Below are 17,501 nucleotides of genomic sequence, written 5' to 3' on the forward strand. Positions count from 1 at the left end.
ATGGTCGCCGTCGTCTCCGCCCCCACGAACCTCGGTCTCCGCCCGCCCGTGCCGGGCGGCGTGCCGGGAGCCGCCAAGGCACCCGAAGCGCTCCGCGAGGCGGGACTGCACCGTCTGCTGCACGCGCGTGGCGCGGTCGACGGCGGTGTCGTGCTGCCGGGCCGATACGTGGACGACGACGGACGCCGAGCGGCCGGAACGGTGCGCAATCAGGCGGCCATCATCGACCATGCCCGTCGCCTCGCGCATCGTCTGTTCGAGATCCGGGAATCGGGGCAGGCGCCGCTGGTGCTCGGCGGCGACTGCAGCCTTCTGATCGGCGCCGGACTCGCGACTCGCGTGAGCGGCGGCGGGGGCCTCGTGCACATCGACGGTCATACGGACTTCCGCCACCCGGGCAACAGCGACGGCGTCGGGAGCGTGGCGGGGGAGGACCTCGCCGCCGCGGTGGGTGCGCACTCGCCTGCGCTCAGCGACATCGACGGGCTCTCCCCGTATTTCGCTCCGGCGCGCACCGCGCACATCGGCTGCCGCTACGGCGACCCGCACGAGGAGGAGCTGCGCCGGACCATCGCGCTCGTCGCGCCCGCCGACGAGGTCATCCTGCACGGCGGCGTGCGGGCGGCGTCCCGCGTCCGCGCGGTGGACGGCCTCGAGAGCGGCTACTGGATCCAGGTCGACGTGGACGTGCTGGATCCGTCGCACATGCCGGCCGTGGACAGCCCCGACCCGGGTGGGCTCTCGCCGGGGGAGCTCATCGGCCTGCTCGCCGCGCTCGCACCGCACGCCTGGGGTGCGTCGGTGACGGTGTTCGATCCGGACCTGGACCCGGATGGCGTGCACGCGCGCACGGTCGCGGGGATCGTCGCGGAAGGGCTCGCGGATCTCGGGGCGGAGATCGGAGACGACGCCCCGATCAGCGCACCCGGCGCGCGCTGATGGCCGCGTCGTAGACGGCGAGCAGCCGGTCCCGGTGCGTGCTCTGGGCGACCTGCGGCCGATGCGCGATCGCTGCGGCGCTCATCCGGGCGACGTGTTCCGGTGCTCCCGCCAGCGCGGTCAGAGCGGCGGACAGTCCTTCGGCATCCGGGCTCGCGGCGACGAGGTATCCGTCCGGAGGCAGCGCCTCGGCGAGGTCCGGATCGGCGAGGATCACCGGCAGACCCGCGGCGACGGCCTCCAGCAGCACCATGGGCTGGTTGTCGAAGTCCCACGAGGAGGAGACGAGCACGTGCGCGTCCTGCATCGCGGACAGCACCTCGTGCTGGGGGACCGAGCCGCGGACGTCCACGCGGCCCTTTCCGATCGCGGCCGCACGCCGTGCGACGGCGGCGCGCGAGATCCCGTCGCCGAGCATGACGGCCGTCGAACCCGGGGTGCGGGCCATCGCATCGAGGAACACCTCGGGGCGCTTCTCGGGGGACAGCCGACCGCACCACAGCACCCGCAGCGGCTCCCCGGCGGAGAGGTGTCGCGGAGGCGGCTGTCCGATCGCCGCGAGCACGGAACTCTCGAGTCCGTTCGACAGCACGGTCAGCGGCGTCCGCACGCCCTGGGCGCGGAGCTTGCCCGCGAAGTGCTCAGACGGCACGATGACGTGATCGGCCTGCTGCGCCTGGCCGACCATGAGCCGCCACATGCGTTGCGCCGTGCGAGTGCGCGCGTAGTGCGCCGTCGGGTCGATGCGGGCGTCGGCAGCCCCGAGACCACGCCGGTGCATCGCGGCGAGCACCGCCGTGGTCACGGCCGGAAGCGGGAGCACCGAGCGCGTGTACACGTCGATGCGCCCGTGCATGGTCTGGACGAGGGGGATGCCCCGTGCGCGGGCGGCGCGGTATGCCGCGAGCGCCGCGAACATCTCGGTGTGCACATGCACGACGTCGAAGCCGACGAGCTCCTGCTCGAGCACCGCGGTCGCGGCGCGCAGCGTCCACGTGAACGGATACCCGTCGGGGGCGAAGCGCCGGGCCGTCGGCAGCCGCACGGTCGCCGCATCCGGCGACGGGGCGGCGAGGGGAGCGAACACCGTGACGTGGTGCCCGGCCCGCACGAGCTCTTCGCGATGCGCCTTGATGGCCGTCTGCACCCCGCCGAGCGTCGGCAGGTAGTAATCGGTGACCATCGCGATGCGCACGCTCCCACTGTAGGGCGGGGTCAGCGCGGGTCGTCGCGGGAGCCGCGCACGGGCGTGCCCTAGCATCGGGACATGCCCTCGACCGACGCTCCCGTGCTCGTGACGGGGGCGAGCGGCTTCCTCGGCGGACACGTCGTGCGTGAGCTGCGGGCCCACGGGATCCCGGTCCTGGCCTCGGGGCGGAACGTCACCGCGCTCGCGCGGATCTCCGCTGCGGAGGATCGACTCGTCCTGCCGCTCGCGGAGCTCCCCGCCGTGCGTCGCGACGTCGATGCGGTGGTGCACTGCGCGGCCCTCTCCTCGCCCTGGGGGCGCCGGCGCGACTTCGAGGAGGCCAACGTCGCGGGCACGGCCGCGGCGCTCGCCTTCGCGGAGCGCAACGGGGCGCGGCGGTTCGTCTTCGTCTCGTCGCCGAGTGTGTACGCCGCGGGACGGGACCGCACGGGGATCCGCGAGGACGAGGTCGACGTCGGCAACCGGCTGAACGAGTACATCCGCTCGAAGATCGCCGCCGAGGCCCTCTTGCAGGAGGCGCTGCGCGCGGGCCGGATCCGCGAGCTCGTCATCCTGCGGCCTCGGGGGCTCATCGGCGCCGGCGATCCGAGCCTCGTGCCGCGGCTCGTCGCGGTGCACCGCCGGATCGGCGTGCCGCTCTTCGACGGCGGACGCAACCTCGTCGACGTCACCGCCGTCGAGAACGCGGCGAGCGCGCTGCGCCTCGCACTCCGCAGCGGTGACCCGCGCGGCGGCGTCTACAACATCAGCAACGGCGATCCGCGTCCGTTCCGGGTGCTGCTCGAGGAGCTGCTCGTGCGGCTGGGGGAGACGCCGCGGTACCGGCACGTCTCCCGCCGGGCGGCGTGGGCGATGGCCGCGGCGATGGAGGCGGTGTGCGGGGTGCTCCCCGGTCGTCCGGAACCTCCGCTGACCCGCTACACGTTGTCCACCATCGCCTTCTCCCAGACGCTCGACATCTCGCGCGCCAGGGCGGAGCTCGGCTACCGGCCCGTGGTGTCGATCGATGAGGCGCTCGACCGTGCGGTGGACGCCCTGTCCCCGGAGGTGCGATGACCGGCCGACTGCGGCACTTCGTCTGCGGCAGCACCGCGCATGACCTGGGTGCGCTCTTCCGCGGAGGCGAGCGGGGGGTGCGCGCGTTCCCCGCGGGTGTCTTCCTCTACGAGCCCGGCGACGGCCGCCGGATCCTGTTCGACACCGGGTACGCACCCGAGCCGTGGGACGCCGGGTGGCGCGGTCGGGTGTACCGGCGGATCCTGCCTCCGACGGTGGATCCCCAGGAGGCGGTGGACGTGCAGCTCGCCGCGCACGGCGTCGCGCCGGAGAGCATCACGCATCTCGTGCTGTCCCACCTCCACCCCGATCACATCGGCGGCGTGGGACGGTTCCCCGGCGCGCGGCTGATCCTGACCTCCGGGATGCTCGCGTCCTACCGACGTGCGCGGCTTCGTGACGCGATCCTGGTCGGCCTGCTCCCTCCGGACTTCCCGGGGCGGGATCCGCTCGTCCTCGCACCGGACCGGTTCTCGGCCGTGCCCGTCGCGGGTGAGACCGTGCGCGTCGCGGATCCGTTCGGCGATGGCCTGCTGCGGCTCGTGGATCTGCCCGGTCATGCGAACGGGCATCTCGGAGCGCTGATCGAGGACAGGGTGCTGATCGCCGGCGACGCCGCATGGGGCTCGGATCTGCTCGCCGCGGCGCCGCGCATGCGCGCGCTGCCACGGCGGCTGCAGAACGACCCCGAGGCGTACGGGAAGACCGCGCGCATGCTCGTGGCGCTGTCGCGTGCGGGCATCCGCGTCGTCTGCAGTCATGACCCCCTGACCGACCGGGAGCTGCTCGGCTGATGTCCCGCCTGCGCATCCTGGGCGAGTTCGCCTCCACACGCTGGCTGCGTCCGCTGCGGAGCCGCGCCGCCGTCGAACGGCGTCAGCGTCGGCTGCTGCGCCGTCATCTCGACTTCCTGCGGCGGCGGTCCCCGTACTTCCGCGATCTGATCCCGCGGGGTGCGGACGATCTCGGATCACTACCCCTGATGGACAAGGCGATCATGATGGCCCGCTTCGACGAGCTCAACACGGTCGGCGTGCGCCGCGACGAGGCCCTGAACCTGGCCCTGGCGAGCGAGCGGTCCCGCGACTTCAGCGCTGATATCGACGGATGCTCCGTGGGTCTCTCGAGCGGGACGAGCGGCCATCGCGGGCTCTTCCTGGTCAGCGCCGCGGAGCGGGACGCCTGGGCCGGATACATGCTGGCGCGGACGCTCCCGCGCGGGCGGATCCTCGGGCATCGCATCGCGCTGTTCCTTCGCGCCGGGAACACGCTGTACGGATCGGTGGCGTCCCGCGCGGTGTCGTTCTCCTACTTCGACGTGTTCGCCGACCGTGCCGCGAATCTCCAGCGGCTGGCGCGGTTCGCACCGACGATCCTGGTCGCTCCGCCGTCGGTGCTCCTCGCGATCGCCCGGGAGGTCGAGCGGGGCGCCGTGTCCGTGCGGCCGGAGAAGGTGTACGCGGTCGCGGAGGTGCTGGAGATCGCGGACGGACGCCGGATCGCCGCGGCCCTCGGACAGCGCATGATCCACCAGCTGTACCAGTGCACCGAGGGCTTCCTCGCGCACACCTGCGAGCACGGCACGCTGCATCTCAACGAGGACGGGATCGTGATCGAGCGGGAGCCGCTCGGCGACGGTCGTTTCGTGCCGATCGTGACGGATCTGCGCCGCCGAGCGCAGCCCATCGTGCGCTACCGGTTGGGCGACGTGCTGCGCGCCCGCGTCGATGCCTGCCCCTGCGGGAGCGCTCTGGCCGCGCTGGAGCGGATCGAGGGTCGGGAGGGCGACACGCTTCTGCTGCCGGGACGCGACGGCGGCACCGTGGACGTGTTCGCCGACCTGGTGTCGCGGACGATGCTCTACGCCGACGGCGTGTCGGAGTACCGCGTCGTGCAGGTGGACCGCGCCAGGCTCGAGGTGCAGCTGCGGGTGGCGGACGACGCGCGAGAGGACGCGGTGCGCGCCGACGTCGCCGCGGAACTGGCATCATTGGCCGACCGCCTCGGTGCGGTGCGACCGGAGCTTGGGTTCGCACCCTATGCGCCGGACGACGGCCGCAAGCTGCGCCGGGTAGAACGGCGCTGGAGGGGGGACGGGAATGCGGAACTGTGAGATCGCAGGCTGGGGCACGACGCTGCCCGAGCGCGTCGTGCGCTTCGGGGACGCCGTCCGCTATCGCGTCGAGGATGACGTCTCGCATCTGGACATGCTCGCCGGCGCCGCACGGCGAGCCCTGGACCACGCGGGTCTCTCGGTCGACGACGTGGATCTGGTGCTCGGCGCATCGGCGGCGGGCATCCAGCCGATCCCGTGCACCGCGGCGCTGGTGTGGGAGCGGCTGACGCGGGCGGGGCACGCGGCCGCGTTCGATGTGAACTCCACCTGCACGAGCTTCGTGACCGCGCTCGACGTCGCCTCGCGCTACCTGGACGACGGCGAGTACGGCACGGTGCTGATCGTCGCGGGAGACGTGGGGAGCCGCTTCCTCAACCCGGGGCAGCGGGAGAGCTACGAGCTCTTCAGCGACGCCGCGGCCGCGGTGGTGCTGCGGCGCCCGGCGGCCGGCGGAGGCGGCGTGGTCTCGAGCCTGCAGCAGACCTGGCCCGCGCACGCGCACGACACGGAGATCCGCGGCGGGCTCTCGCATTCCCCGGCGCAGCGGTACGCGGAGGCGGATCCGGCCGACTACCTGTTCGACATGGACGGGCGTCGCGCGCTGCTGGCGATGATGCGCGTCCTCCCGGAGTTCTTCAGCCGTTTCCTGGCGCGCGCCCGGCTCTCGCACGACGACATCGCGCTGTGGATCCCGCATCAGGCCTCCGCGGCGCTCGGCCCGATGCTGGACCGGATCGGTGTGCCGGCGGACCGTCGTGTGGACGAGGTCGCGGCGTTCGGCAACATGGTCTCCGCGTCGGTGCCGTTCATGCTCGTCCGGTCCCTCGAGTCGGGCCGGATCCGCCGCGGAGACACCGTCGTGCTCTGCGGAACCGCCGCGGGTCTCACCGCGAACGCGCTGGCCCTGCGGATCTAGCCCCGGCGCACCTGCCGTCGAGCGTCAGATCAGCGCGTCGTCCCACCGGGTGCGGATCGCGTCGAGCGTGTCGTCGAGCGTCAGGCCGGTGGTGTCGAGGCGGAGTCCCGGTGCGCGGAAGCGGTCCTGATCGTCGCGCAGATGACTCCACTGATCCGCGACGTGCTTCTCGCGCGCCGCATCGCGGCCGTCGATCGTGTCCGGGGACGCCGTCAGAAGCACGAAGCGCAGCGGCAGAGCGATCCCCCGGCGGTACTCGTCGAGCAGTTCGGGCCACAGCACCACATCCGAGATCGACACGTCGAAGTCGGACTCGGCGAAGTTGCGGGCCAGTGCCACGATGTTGCGCCGACGCAGGTCCAGCTGGCGCTCCGCCTCCTCAGCGGGCTCCTGCCCGGGCGCGACCAGTCCGGAGAGGATCAGGGACTCGCCGATCTGATCGGTGTCGAGGTGTGCTCCTCGGGTGGCTCGCGCCGCGAGCTGCCGGGCCACGGTCGTCTTGCCGACGCCGGGCAGACCCGACACGAGCACCACCGAGCCGGTCATGCGCCCAGGGCGCTGCCGATCGAGCCGATCACACCGTCGATCGGCTGACCCGACGCGTCGCGCTTGGCCCCCGTCTCGGGCAGCACCCGCGCGGAGCCGTCGGGGCCGACCGCGAGCGCCGGCTCTGAGCCGACCCAGGCGAGGGTCAGGCGGTCCTCGCCCTTCAGGAACGCATGCGCCCGCACTCCGCCGGTCGCCCGGCCCTTGCCGGGGAACTCCGCGAAGCGGGACGCCTTGGCGCGGCCGGGGTCGGTGCCGGCGATCATGCCCGTGGCGCCGGAGACCGTCACCACGATGGCGTCCTCGTCGCCGGCGGCCAGCACCGAGAAGGCGATGACCTCGGCCTTGGCGCCGAGCTTGATGCCCGCCATGCCTCCCGCCGGTGCGCCCTGCGGCCGCACGCCCGAGGCGGGGAAGTGCAGCAGCTGCGCGTCGCTCGTGACGAACACGAGCTCCGTGTCGTCCGGGGCAGTGCCCGCGCCGACGACCGCGTCGCCCGGCTTCATGCCGATGATCTCGAGCTCGGGCTTCACCGCGAGCGAGGACGGCACGACCCGCTTCACGACGCCCGCGCGCGTGCCGAGCGCCAGCGGGGTGTCGTCGTCGAAGCGGACGAGCGCGAGGATCCGCTCGCTCTTGTCGAGCAGCCCGATGTAGTCGCGCAGCGGCACGCCCGCGGCGAGATGCACCGAGGCGGGCGGCACGGACGGCAGATCCATCGCGGTGAACCGCAGCACCCGTCCCGCGGTGGTGACCGCACCGATCTCGGTGCGCGTGGTGGTCGACAGCGTCGTGAGGATCGCGTCGTGCTTGCTGCGTCGCGTGGCGGGGGAGAGCTCCTGGCCGGGCTCGAGGTCCACGCGCACCGCGCGACCGGTGGTCGAGAGCACGACCGTCGTCGGAGCGTCGGCGATCTGCGTGTCCACCGGGCCCTTGGCGGCGCGCGTCTTGGGCGGCGCCGCGTTGAGCAGCATGGTGCGCCGCGGCGTGCCGTACGCCTCGGCCGCGGCGTCGAGCTCGGTCGCGACCTGTGCGCGCAGCAGCGCGTCGCTCGCGAGCAGCTCCTGCAGCGCCGCGATCTCGGCGAGCAGCTGGTCGCGCTCGGTCTCGAGCTCGATGCGGGAGAACTTGGTGAGGCGGCGCAGCCGCAGCTCGAGGATGTACTCCGCCTGCCGCTCGCTGAGGTCGAAGACGCTCTGCAGCCGGGTGCGGGCCTGCTCGGAGTCGTCCGAGGAGCGGATGACCTGGATGACCTCGTCGATGTCGAGGATCGCGATGAGCAGTCCCTCGATCAGGTGCAGGCGCTCCTCGCGGCGGGCGAGACGGAAACGGCTGCGGCGCGTGACCACCTCGAGGCGGTGCCGGACGTAGACGCTCAGCAGCTCCTTGAGCCCGAGGGTGCGCGGCTGGCCGTCGACGAGGGCGACGTTGTTGATGCTGAAGGAGTCCTCGAGCGGGGTGAGCCGGTACAGCTGCTCCAGCACCGCGTTCGGGTCGAAGCCGTTCTTGACGCCGATCTGGATCCGCAGGCCGTGGTTGCGGTCGGTGAGGTCGTTGACGTCGCTGATGCCCTGCAGCTTCTTCGCCTGCACGGCGTCGCGGATCTTCTCAATCACGCGCTCCGGTCCGACCATGTACGGCAGCTCGGTGACGACGATGCCGGTGCGACGGGGGCCGAGCGGCTCGACCGACGCCTTGCCGCGCACCTTGAACGCACCGCGGCCGTTCGCGTACGCATCGCGCACGCCGTCCAGGCCCATCACGATCCCGCCGGAGGGGAAGTCCGGTCCCGGCACGAACTCCATGAGCTCTTCGGTGGTGGCCTCGGGGTGCTCGAGCAGATGCACCGCCGCGGCCACGACCTCGATGAGGTTGTGCGGCGCCATGTTGGTGGCCATGCCGACCGCGATGCCGCTTGCGCCGTTGACGAGGAGGTTGGGGAACGCGGCGGGCAGCACGGAGGGCTGCTGGAACTGGCCGTCGTAGTTCGGCACGAAGTCGACGACGTCCTCGTCGAGGCTCTCGGTGAGCGCGAGGGCCGCGGGAGCGAGGCGCGCCTCGGTGTACCGCGAGGCGGCCGGGCCGTCGTCCAGGGATCCGAAGTTCCCGTGCCCGTCGACGAGCGGCAGACGCAGCGAGAACGGCTGGGCGAGACGCACGAGCGCGTCGTAGATCGCGGAGTCGCCGTGCGGGTGCAGCTTGCCCATCACGTCGCCGACGACGCGCGCGCTCTTGACGTGGCCTCGGTCGGGGCGCAGGCCCATCTCGGCCATCTGGAACAGGATGCGCCGCTGCACGGGCTTGAGCCCGTCGCGGGCGTCGGGGAGCGCGCGGGAGTAGATGACGGAGTACGCGTACTCCAGGAACGAGCCCTGCATCTCGCTCGACAGATCGATGTCCTGGATGCGCTCTTCGATCGGCTCGGGCGGCGTGGTGCGGGGCATGGGCTTCCTGCGGTCTTCGGGAGGCGGCGGAGCGTTTCTCGACGCCGGTCCGGGCCGGGCTCTGTGCGAGACTGACTCGGATGACCCTCATGCTACCGGCGATCCCGCCGTCCACCCGGAGCATCACCGGGGTGGCGCGCGACCTTTTCGGTGCGCTCGACGGCGTCGGGGACTCGCTGCCGAGGGCTCGATCGGTCGTCCTGGTCGTGATGGACGGGCTCGGCGCGATCCCGCTGCGGGCGCACGCCGGGCACGCTCGACGGCTCACGGGCGCCATGTCGAAGAAGGACGTGCTCTCGAGCGTGTTCCCCTCCACGACGGCCGCCGCGCTGACGAGCCTGCTCACGGGCGTCGATCCCGGCCGGCACGGACTCGTCGGCTACGAGGTCCGGGATCCGCAGACCGGCGTCATCGTCAACCAGCTCGCCGGCTGGGAGAAGGCCAAGGTCGACCCGCTCGCCTGGCAGCGCACGCCGACCGTGTTCGAGACCGCGACGGAGGGCGGCCGTCCGGCGTTCGCCGTCGGACTCGCCGAGTACGCGCGGAGCGGATTCTCCGCGGCGACGCTCCGCGGCGCACAGTTCCGCTCCGCGACGTCCGCGGCGGAGCGGGTCGCCCTCGCTCTGAGCCTCGCCGAGGAGCACGAGGGTGCCCTGGTCTACTGCTATCTGCCCGAGGCGGACAAGGCGGGGCACAAGCACGGCATGGCATCCGGCGCGTGGGTCGCGGCGCTCGAAGAGCTCGACGCGGCGATCCCCGCTGCGGTGCCCGACGGCGTAGGCGTGCTCGTGACCGCCGATCACGGCATGGTCGACGTGCCGCGGAGCCGGCACCTCGTGATCGACGAGCGAAGCCCGCTTCAAGAGGGCGTCGTCGCGATCGCGGGGGAGCCCCGCATGCTCCATGTCTATCTCGACGACCCGGCGCGGGCGGTCGAGGCGGCCGCGCGCTGGGCGGCGGGGGTCGAGGGCGCGGCGGACGTGCTGACCCGCACCCAGGCGGTGGACGGCGGCCTGTTCGGCGCGGTTCCCACGGTGGAGGCGCAGAGTCGCGTCGGCGACCTCGTCGTTCCGGCGCGCGGACTGTGGGCGCTGTACGACGGAGCCGCGGCCGACCAGCGCGCGCAGGGCATGATCGGCCAGCATGGCTCGCTGAGCCCCGAGGAGCTCCGGGTGCCGTTGATCCGCTTCGGCGCGTTCGCCCGCTGACGGGGCGGGTCAGTCCTCGCTGCGCGCTCCGAACACGATCTCGTCCCAGGACGGCATTCCCCGCCGACGGCGGCGCGAGCCCGAGTCGCTGTCCATCGACGCGGGTGCGGCCTCCTCGGGCTCGGGCTCCGGTTCGTACCCGGGCTCGAGCGCGTCGAACAAGGCGAGCGGGCGGGAGTCGTCCGTCTCCTCCTCGACCGTGGGGCGAGCCTCGCGCTGTCCGCGACGGCGGCGCAGGGCCTCCAGCAGATCCGCCGTGTCGGAGGGGGTGGCCGGGGCGAAGGTCGCGCTCCGGGTGGCCGCCTCCTGCGCGTTCGAGGAGGACTGCGGGTGGCGGGCCGACCGCGGCTCGGGCGCCTCCGAGGCGGCGGGCTGCTCCGCGACGTCGGCAGGCTCTGCGGGCGACGGCACGAGGCGCGGTCCGAATGCGCCCGAGTCGAAGCGCGTCTCGTCCTTGTAGGGCGACGGGCGCTCCGTGTCCAGGGCGCGCAGTCGCGGGATCAGGCCCTCGGGCAGAGAGCCCTGCCGGGAGAGCTGCGTGGCGTCGGCGTTGAGCGGCGCGAGCGCGCTGCGGCGCGGGTCGAAGCTCCAGCGCGCGTCGTGGTCGACGTCGTTCGCCGAGAACTCGAGCTTGACGATCCAGCCGCTGTCGTCCTTCCAGCTCGCCCAGCGCTCGTCGGTCGCGGCGAGCTCGGCGAGCTTCGCCCGGATCGCCACGCCGAAAGTGGGCTGGGCGTCGGGCTCGACCTCGCTGCCGATCAGCACCGGGACCGCGAGGGCCTGGCCCACGATGTGCTCGCGCTCGGCGAGCACCGGGCTCTCGAATCGCTGCACGACGTCGAGGTCGACGCCGAGCACCTCGGCGACCTCGGCGGCCGACATCCCCGCGCGGATGTGCGCCTGGATCTCTCGAGGGCTCGCGGCGAGGGGAGCGGGCTTCTCCTCACGGCCGGCCTTGGCCCGGCGCAGTTCGGTGCGCAGCACCTCGTCGATGGGCAGCGCGAATCGCTCTCCCGACTCGGTGGCGAGGACGAGGACGTCGTCCTCTGCGCCGACGATCGTGACGTGTTCCATGGCTTCAGCCCCTCAGGATGAGTGTCGATTCATGGTGTCACGGCAGGGCGCCGCTGCAGGGAATATCGTGGGCGCGCCGTGAGTTCGGATGGGGTGGACCGAGTGGCATTTGCGATTTGAACGCGCGTCATGCAAACTATGGGCCGCCGAACACCCCCGGCTCCCGCCACTCGCAGGATGAAAGTGGAGATCCATGGCAACCGATTACGACGCCCCGCGCAAGAGCGAAGACGAGAGCGAGTCCATCGAGGCTCTCAAGGAGCGCGTCCCCGACAAGCTGTCGGGATCGATCGATGTCGAGGACTCGGACAACCCCGGTGGGTTCGACCTCCCCGGTGCAGACCTCTCCGACGTCGAGCTCGACGTCGTCGTGCTGCCCCCTCAGGAGGACGAGTTCACCTGTGTCAGCTGCTTCCTCGTGAAGCACCGTTCGCAGCTCGACCACGAGGACGCTGCAGGCCCCATCTGCAAGGAGTGCGCGGCCTGACATCTCGACGCTGCTCGCGCCCGGACCTGATCGGTTCCGGGCGCGTTCTGCGTTTCCGGGCCGCGTGCGTCGCCCGGGACGGCGGCGTCCGGTCAGGCAGACGTCGTGGCGGCAGCCCTGGCCGCGTCGATCGCCGCTGCGAGCCGGTCGGGAGTGCGCGTGGAGATCGTCCAGCTCGGCGCCGGATCCGCCGGGTCGATGTTCGGGACGACCACCACCCCGTCGATCCCTCCGCGGATGAGGTGCCAGCCGCGCGCCGGGAGCGCGGGGCCGCGCGCCTGGCGCGCCTCCTCGCCGGTGCGGATCTCGGGCTCGCCCAGCCAGGACGCGTCGATCCAGGCGCGACCGGCGCGGAGCAGCCGGCCGTCCACCTCGACGCGGGGGGAGCCGAGAATCATGAGCGCGATGATGGCGATCGTCGCGACGACGCCGATCACGAGCGCGACGGCGGATCCCGCCGGCACGAACACGAGGGCGAGCATCGGACCGCCGAGCGCCGCCGCCAGGAACAGCCACAGGCTCGGCGCGAGACGCTCGCGATAGCGGACGGCGACCGTTGCGGGGCGGGCTTCGCCCGGAGCGTTCTGCATTAGCCTCTTTCCGTGACCGAATCCGTGGACGTTCCCATTATCGCGCCCGAGCCTCCCGTCTACGCCCACCCCGGAGACGCCGGCGCCGACCTCGTGTCGACGGAGGCCGTGCGCCTCGAGCCCGGTCAGCGCGCTCTCGTCGGAACCGGCGTGAGCATCGCTCTGCCCGACGGGTTCGCCGCGTTCGTGGTGCCCCGCAGCGGGCTCGCGGCCAAGCACGGCATCACCGTGGTCAACGCGCCGGGCACGGTCGACGCCGGATACCGTGGCGAGATCAAGGTGAGTCTCCTGAACACGGACAGCGACGCGGCGTACGATGTCGCGGTCGGTGATCGCATCGCCCAGCTGATCGTCATGCCCGTCACGCGAGCCCGGTTCATCCCGGTCTCCACCCTCGACGAGTCTGCGCGCGGTGCGGGAGGGTTCGGATCCACCGGCTATCAGACGCAGAGCGCCGGCACCGTCGGCGCGGAGGAGAACGCATGACTGACGACAGCACGTCCCGCATCGAGCCCGTCGACGACGCCGCACCGGTGCCCGTCCGTGACCGCGCGGTGGACGGCCCGTTCGACGAGAGCGAGGCGAACCCGGTCCGCCCGTACATCGACCTCGGCGCGATCAAGATCCTGCCGCGCGAGGGCCTGAACCTGCGCCTCGAGGTGGAGGAGCAGACGCAGCGCATCGTCGCCGTCGGTCTGGACTACGCCGACTCCACGCTGCAGGTGCAGCCGTTCGCCGCGCCGCGCTCGAGCGGGCTGTGGGATGAGACCCGCGCCCAGATCCAGGAGCAGATCTCGCAGCAGGGCGGCACGGTCACCGAGCGCGAGGGTGCCCTGGGGGCCGAGCTGCTCGCGGAGATCCCTGCCGTCGCCGGCGACACCGCGGTCACCCGCCTGGCGCGCTTCGTGGGAGTCGACGGGCCGCGCTGGTTCCTGCGCGGGGTGATCGGCGGCGCGGCGACGTCGGACGACACGGCCGCCGCGGCCGTGGAAGACCTGTTCCGCTCGATCGTGGTCGTGCGCGGGGGCGCCCCGATGCCGCCGCGAGACCTGATCCCGCTGCGGATGCCCGCGGCCCCCGGCACCGCGTGAGCACCTCCGGGGAGCCGGAGCAGTCGTCCGAGCCGGCGTCGGAGCAGTACGCGCCGCCGCCTCCCGTCGACGCGGTGCAGAGCCTGGGGGCGGCGCTCGGCGGCGCGGCCCAGCGCCTCGGCATCGACCCGAACTCGGGAGCGAGCACCGGCCGCGTCGTGTGGAGTGCGATGGGCGGCTGGCGCGGAGTGCTGGAGTCGGTGCTGCCCAGCGCGGCGTTCCTCGTCATCTACACCCTGCGCCCGGATCCGCTCTGGCTCTCCCTCGTCGTCTCGGTCGGCCTGGCCGCCGTCTTCTCCGTGATCCGGCTGCTGCAGCGTTCGCCCGCCGCCTCCGCGATCGGCGGGCTCGTCGCCGTAGCCGTCGCCGCCGGGCTCGCCCTGTGGACCGGTCGCGGCCAGGACAACTTCGTCCCTGGGTTCTTCACGAACGCCGCATACGGCGCGGTGCTGCTGATCTCGGCGCTCGTCGGCTGGGCCCTCATCGGGCTCGCGGCCGGCTTCCTGATGGGCGACGTGCGCGGCTGGCGGCAGGACGTCCGCAAGCGTCGCGCCTTCTTCTGGCTCACGGTCGCGTGGGCGGCGCTCTTCTTCGCCCGCCTCGCGGTGCAGCTTCCTCTCTACTTCGCCGGCAACGTGCAGGCTCTGGGCACTCTGAAGCTCGTGATGGGGCTGCCGTTGTTCGCCCCCATGGTGGCGCTCACCTGGCTCGTGGTGAGGGCGCTCTATCCGCCGGAGGCGAAGGCCGACACGGTTGCCGAGAAGGCCGATCCGACCTCCTGAGACGTGTTAGATTTATCTCGACGTCAAGATAAATCGACACCTTTCGCTCACACGCACCGAAGCGCACACTGGTAAGGCCCGCCTTGCTAGCCGCGCGGGGGAGCGGGCGAGCAAGATGGAGTCGCCTGTCGCTTCCATCCGAACAGAAGGAGACGGATCCGTGTCCACGGTGAACAGCTTCGGTGCCAAGAGCACCCTGACGGTCGGCAGCACCGACTACGAGATCTTCCGGATCGACACGGTCCCGGGCTTCGAGAAGCTCCCGTTCAGCCTCAAGGTCCTCCTCGAGAACCTGCTTCGCACCGAAGACGGCGCGAACGTCACGAAGGCCCAGATCGAGGCGCTCGGCTCCTGGGATCCGGCCGCCCAGCCGGACACCGAGATCCAGTTCACGCCGGCCCGCGTGGTCATGCAGGACTTCACCGGCGTGCCCTGCATCGTCGACCTCGCCACCATGCGCGAGGCCGTCACGGCTCTCGGCGGCGACCCGAACAAGATCAACCCGCTCTCTCCGGCCGAGATGGTCATCGACCACTCCGTCATCGCCGACCTGTTCGGCCGTCCGGACGCGATCGAGCGCAACGTCGAGATCGAGTACGAGCGCAACGGCGAGCGCTACCAGTTCCTCCGCTGGGGCCAGACCGCGTTCGACGACTTCAAGGTCGTGCCGCCGGGCACCGGCATCGTCCACCAGGTGAACATCGAGCACCTCGCCAAGGTCATCTACGACCGCACGGTGAACGGCGTGCTCCGCGCATACCCCGACACCTGCGTCGGCACCGACTCGCACACCACCATGGTCAACGGCCTCGGCGTGCTGGGCTGGGGCGTCGGCGGCATCGAGGCCGAGGCCGCGATGCTCGGCCAGCCGGTCTCGATGCTCATCCCGCGCGTCGTCGGCTTCAAGCTCACCGGCGAGATCCCGGCGGGCGTCACCGCGACCGATGTCGTGCTGACGATCACCGACATGCTGCGCCAGCACGGCGTGGTCGGCAAGTTCGTCGAGTTCTACGGCGCCGGCGTCGCCTCGGTGCCGCTCGCCAACCGCGCCACGATCGGCAACATGTCGCCGGAGTTCGGCTCGACCGCGGCGATCTTCCCGATCGACGACGTCACGCTCGACTACCTGCGTCTCACCGGTCGCGACGAGCAGGCCGTCGCCCTCGTGGAGGCGTACGCGAAGGAGCAGTCGCTCTGGCACGATGCCGCGAACGAGCCCAGCTTCAGCGAGTACCTCGAGCTCGACCTCTCGACCGTGGTGCCGTCCATCGCGGGCCCGAAGCGCCCGCAGGACCGCATCCTGCTCTCGGAGTCGAAGGCGCAGTTCGAGAAGGACATCCTGAACTACGCGACCGGCCCCATCGACGTCGCGGACGCCGGATCCTTCCCGGCCTCCGACCCGGGCTCCGTGCCGGGCGAGGAGGTCGAGACCAACGAGATCCCGACGCTCTCCTCCGGCTCGCCGAAGGTCGCCTCCAAGCCGGTCAAGGTCACCACCCCGGACGGGCAGAAGTACATCCTCGACAACGGTGCGGTCACGCTCGCGGCCATCACGTCGTGCACCAACACGTCGAACCCGTCGGTCATGATCGCCGCCGGCCTGCTCGCGCGCAACGCCCTGGCCAAGGGCCTGAAGCAGAAGCCGTGGGTCAAGACCACGCTGGGCCCCGGATCCAAGGTCGTCACCGACTACTACGAGAAGTCGGGTCTCGACAAGGATCTGGAGGGCCTGGGCTTCTACACCGTCGGCTACGGCTGCACGATCTGCATCGGCAACTCCGGTCCGCTGATCGACGAGGTCTCGGCCGCGATCAACGAGAACGACCTCGCCGTCACCGCGGTGCTGTCGGGCAACCGCAACTTCGAGGGCCGGATCAGCCCCGACGTCAAGATGAACTACCTCGCCAGCCCGCCGCTGGTGGTGGCCTACGCCCTCGCCGGATCGATGAACTTCGACTTCGACACCCAGGCGCTCGGCACCGACGGCGAGGGCAACGAGGTGTTCCTGAAGGACGTCTGGCCCGACCCCGCCGAGGTGCAGCAGATCATCGACTCGTCGATCTCGCGCGACCAGTTCATCAAGCAGTACGCGACGGTCTTCGACGGCGACGAGCGCTGGACCAGCCTGCCCACCCCGACCGGACCGGTCTTCGAGTGGGACGCCGACTCGACCTACGTGCGCAAGGCGCCGTACTTCGACGGCATGGAGCGCACCCCGGCGCCCGTCACCGACATCGCCGGCGCCCGCGTGCTGGCGACCCTCGGCGACTCGGTCACCACCGACCACATCTCGCCGGCCGGCAACATCAAGGCGGGCACCCCCGCCGCGCAGTACCTCACGGAGCACGGCGTCGCGCAGAAGGACTTCAACTCCTACGGCTCGCGTCGTGGCAACCACGAGGTCATGATCCGCGGCACGTTCGCCAACATCCGTCTGAAGAACGCACTGGTCAAGGCCGTCAACGACGGCCAGCAGATCGAGGGCGGCTACACCCGCGACTTCACCCAGCCGGGCGGTCCGCAGGCGTACATCTTCGACGCCTCGCAGAACTACCAGGCGCAGGGCACTCCGCTGGTGATCTTCGGAGGCAAGGAGTACGGATCCGGTTCCTCCCGTGACTGGGCGGCGAAGGGCACCAACCTCCTCGGCGTGAAGGCTGTGATCACCGAGAGCTTCGAGCGCATCCACCGCTCGAACCTCATCGGCATGGGCGTCGTCCCGCTGCAGTTCCCCGCGGGCGAGTCCTGGGAGTCGCTGGGCCTGGACGGCACCGAGATCGTCTCGATCGCGGGCCTCGAGGAGCTCAACGAGGGCACCACGCCGAAGACGGTCCGCGTGACCGCCGCTCCGAGCGAGTTCTCGCCCGAGGGCAAGCAGACGGTCGAGTTCGACGCGGTCGTCCGCATCGACACCCCCGGAGAGGCCGACTACTACCGCAACGGCGGCATCCTGCAGTACGTGCTGCGCTCGCTGGTCTGATCCGCGAGCACGACGACGGGGCCGGTTCCTTCGGGAATCGGCCCCGTTCTCGTCCCTCGCTG

At 71.6% G+C, this 17,501-nt stretch carries 16 protein-coding genes; 11 read left to right on the forward strand and 5 right to left on the reverse strand.

The genetic code is table 11. From position 1 onward, the window contains the following. Positions 1-939: an arginase family protein gene (locus tag RL72_RS16135; RefSeq protein WP_082072462.1), complete on the forward strand. Its 939-nt coding sequence runs from the start codon at positions 1-3 to the stop codon at positions 937-939. On the opposite strand, the gene RL72_RS16140 is transcribed toward RL72_RS16135, so the two are convergent. After that, positions 917-2,134 carry a glycosyltransferase gene (locus tag RL72_RS16140; protein WP_045251908.1) on the reverse strand — a complete coding sequence of 406 codons (1,218 nt, stop codon included), beginning with the start codon at positions 2,132-2,134 and terminating at the stop codon, positions 917-919. The two genes, RL72_RS16135 and RL72_RS16140, sit on opposite strands and share 23 nt — an antisense overlap. 72 nt (positions 2,135-2,206) lie before the next feature. On the opposite strand from RL72_RS16140, the gene RL72_RS16145 reads away from it, so the two are divergent. Genes RL72_RS16145 through RL72_RS16160 form a run of 4 tightly spaced genes read left to right on the forward strand, consistent with a single transcriptional unit; the run spans position 2,207 to position 6,237 of the window. Beyond that, the gene (locus tag RL72_RS16145) at positions 2,207-3,205 is read left to right on the forward strand and encodes an NAD-dependent epimerase/dehydratase family protein (protein WP_045251909.1); all 999 of its coding nucleotides are present in this window, start codon (positions 2,207-2,209) and stop codon (positions 3,203-3,205) included. Then, a complete protein-coding gene (locus RL72_RS16150; protein WP_045251910.1) occupies positions 3,202-3,999 on the forward strand; it encodes an MBL fold metallo-hydrolase in 798 nt (265 codons plus the stop codon). The genes RL72_RS16145 and RL72_RS16150 overlap by 4 nt, the downstream gene beginning before the upstream one ends. Continuing rightward, a complete protein-coding gene (locus RL72_RS16155) occupies positions 3,999-5,318 on the forward strand; it encodes a F390 synthetase-related protein (RefSeq protein ID WP_045251911.1) in 1,320 nt (439 codons plus the stop codon). The genes RL72_RS16150 and RL72_RS16155 overlap by 1 nt, the downstream gene beginning before the upstream one ends. Further along, the gene (locus RL72_RS16160; protein ID WP_045251912.1) at positions 5,305-6,237 is read left to right on the forward strand and encodes a 3-oxoacyl-ACP synthase III family protein; all 933 of its coding nucleotides are present in this window, start codon (positions 5,305-5,307) and stop codon (positions 6,235-6,237) included. The genes RL72_RS16155 and RL72_RS16160 overlap by 14 nt, the downstream gene beginning before the upstream one ends. Positions 6,238-6,261: 24 nt before the next feature. Here RL72_RS16160 and RL72_RS16165 read toward each other — a convergent pair whose 3' ends face one another. Beyond that, positions 6,262-6,783 carry an AAA family ATPase gene (locus RL72_RS16165; RefSeq protein WP_045251913.1) on the reverse strand — a complete coding sequence of 174 codons (522 nt, stop codon included), beginning with the start codon at positions 6,781-6,783 and terminating at the stop codon, positions 6,262-6,264. Beyond that, positions 6,780-9,227: a DNA gyrase/topoisomerase IV subunit A gene (locus tag RL72_RS16170; protein WP_045251914.1), complete on the reverse strand. Its 2,448-nt coding sequence runs from the start codon at positions 9,225-9,227 to the stop codon at positions 6,780-6,782. Before RL72_RS16170 ends, RL72_RS16165 begins: the two co-directional genes overlap by 4 nt. 80 nt (positions 9,228-9,307) lie before the next feature. Here RL72_RS16170 and RL72_RS16175 point away from each other — a divergent pair, with 80 nt between their 5' ends. After that, entirely contained in the window at positions 9,308-10,435 is a 1,128-nt protein-coding gene (locus RL72_RS16175) for an alkaline phosphatase family protein (protein ID WP_082072463.1), read from the forward strand. 9 nt (positions 10,436-10,444) lie between these two features. Here the strand turns inward: RL72_RS16175 and sepH are convergent, their stop codons facing one another. Further along, positions 10,445-11,509, reverse strand: coding sequence for a septation protein SepH (sepH, locus tag RL72_RS16180; protein ID WP_045251916.1), 1,065 nt, complete (start codon positions 11,507-11,509; stop codon positions 10,445-10,447). 193 nt (positions 11,510-11,702) lie between these two features. Between sepH and RL72_RS16185 the strand changes: the two genes are divergently transcribed. Beyond that, complete coding sequence (locus tag RL72_RS16185) at positions 11,703-11,996, forward strand: DUF4193 domain-containing protein (protein WP_045251917.1); 294 nt, start codon at positions 11,703-11,705, stop codon at positions 11,994-11,996. A gap of 92 nt (positions 11,997-12,088) precedes the next feature. Here RL72_RS16185 and RL72_RS16190 read toward each other — a convergent pair whose 3' ends face one another. Next, positions 12,089-12,586: a DUF3093 domain-containing protein gene (locus RL72_RS16190; protein WP_045251918.1), complete on the reverse strand. Its 498-nt coding sequence runs from the start codon at positions 12,584-12,586 to the stop codon at positions 12,089-12,091. Positions 12,587-12,598: 12 nt separating this feature from the next. On the opposite strand from RL72_RS16190, the gene dut reads away from it, so the two are divergent. The 4 genes from dut to acnA all read left to right on the forward strand — a co-directional run bounded on the left by dut (position 12,599) and on the right by acnA (position 17,439). Further along, positions 12,599-13,072 carry a dUTP diphosphatase gene (gene dut, locus RL72_RS16195; RefSeq protein WP_045251919.1) on the forward strand — a complete coding sequence of 158 codons (474 nt, stop codon included), beginning with the start codon at positions 12,599-12,601 and terminating at the stop codon, positions 13,070-13,072. Next, positions 13,069-13,677, forward strand: coding sequence for a DUF3710 domain-containing protein (locus RL72_RS16200; RefSeq protein WP_045251920.1), 609 nt, complete (start codon positions 13,069-13,071; stop codon positions 13,675-13,677). The genes dut and RL72_RS16200 overlap by 4 nt, the downstream gene beginning before the upstream one ends. Further along, a complete protein-coding gene (locus RL72_RS16205; RefSeq protein WP_045251921.1) occupies positions 13,674-14,459 on the forward strand; it encodes a DUF3159 domain-containing protein in 786 nt (261 codons plus the stop codon). Before RL72_RS16200 ends, RL72_RS16205 begins: the two co-directional genes overlap by 4 nt. A 115-nt stretch (positions 14,460-14,574) precedes the next feature. Further along, positions 14,575-17,439 (forward strand): aconitate hydratase AcnA, encoded by a 2,865-nt coding sequence (gene acnA, locus RL72_RS16210; protein ID WP_175491173.1) that lies wholly within the window; start codon positions 14,575-14,577, stop codon positions 17,437-17,439. Positions 17,440-17,501: the final 62 nt, after the last annotated feature.

It is taken from the genome of Microbacterium azadirachtae, from assembly GCF_000956545.1.
Classification (GTDB): Bacteria; Actinomycetota; Actinomycetes; order Actinomycetales; family Microbacteriaceae; genus Microbacterium; species Microbacterium azadirachtae.

Bases quoted from the DNA above. Each gene is read 5' to 3' on its own strand.
- RL72_RS16135 (WP_082072462.1), top strand. From the start codon at position 1: ATGGTCGCCGTCGTCTCCGCCCCCACGAACCTCGGTCTCCGCCCGCCC.
- RL72_RS16145 (WP_045251909.1), top strand. From the start codon at position 2,207: ATGCCCTCGACCGACGCTCCCGTGCTCGTGACGGGGGCGAGCGGCTTC.
- RL72_RS16150 (WP_045251910.1), top strand. From the start codon at position 3,202: ATGACCGGCCGACTGCGGCACTTCGTCTGCGGCAGCACCGCGCATGAC.
- RL72_RS16155 (WP_045251911.1), top strand. From the start codon at position 3,999: ATGTCCCGCCTGCGCATCCTGGGCGAGTTCGCCTCCACACGCTGGCTG.
- RL72_RS16160 (WP_045251912.1), top strand. From the start codon at position 5,305: ATGCGGAACTGTGAGATCGCAGGCTGGGGCACGACGCTGCCCGAGCGC.
- RL72_RS16165 (WP_045251913.1), bottom strand. From the start codon at position 6,783: ATGACCGGCTCGGTGGTGCTCGTGTCGGGTCTGCCCGGCGTCGGCAAG.
- RL72_RS16170 (WP_045251914.1), bottom strand. From the start codon at position 9,227: ATGCCCCGCACCACGCCGCCCGAGCCGATCGAAGAGCGCATCCAGGAC.
- RL72_RS16175 (WP_082072463.1), top strand. From the start codon at position 9,308: ATGACCCTCATGCTACCGGCGATCCCGCCGTCCACCCGGAGCATCACC.
- sepH (WP_045251916.1), bottom strand. From the start codon at position 11,509: ATGGAACACGTCACGATCGTCGGCGCAGAGGACGACGTCCTCGTCCTC.
- RL72_RS16185 (WP_045251917.1), top strand. From the start codon at position 11,703: ATGGCAACCGATTACGACGCCCCGCGCAAGAGCGAAGACGAGAGCGAG.
- RL72_RS16190 (WP_045251918.1), bottom strand. From the start codon at position 12,586: ATGCAGAACGCTCCGGGCGAAGCCCGCCCCGCAACGGTCGCCGTCCGC.
- RL72_RS16200 (WP_045251920.1), top strand. From the start codon at position 13,069: ATGACTGACGACAGCACGTCCCGCATCGAGCCCGTCGACGACGCCGCA.
- acnA (WP_175491173.1), top strand. From the start codon at position 14,575: ATGGAGTCGCCTGTCGCTTCCATCCGAACAGAAGGAGACGGATCCGTG.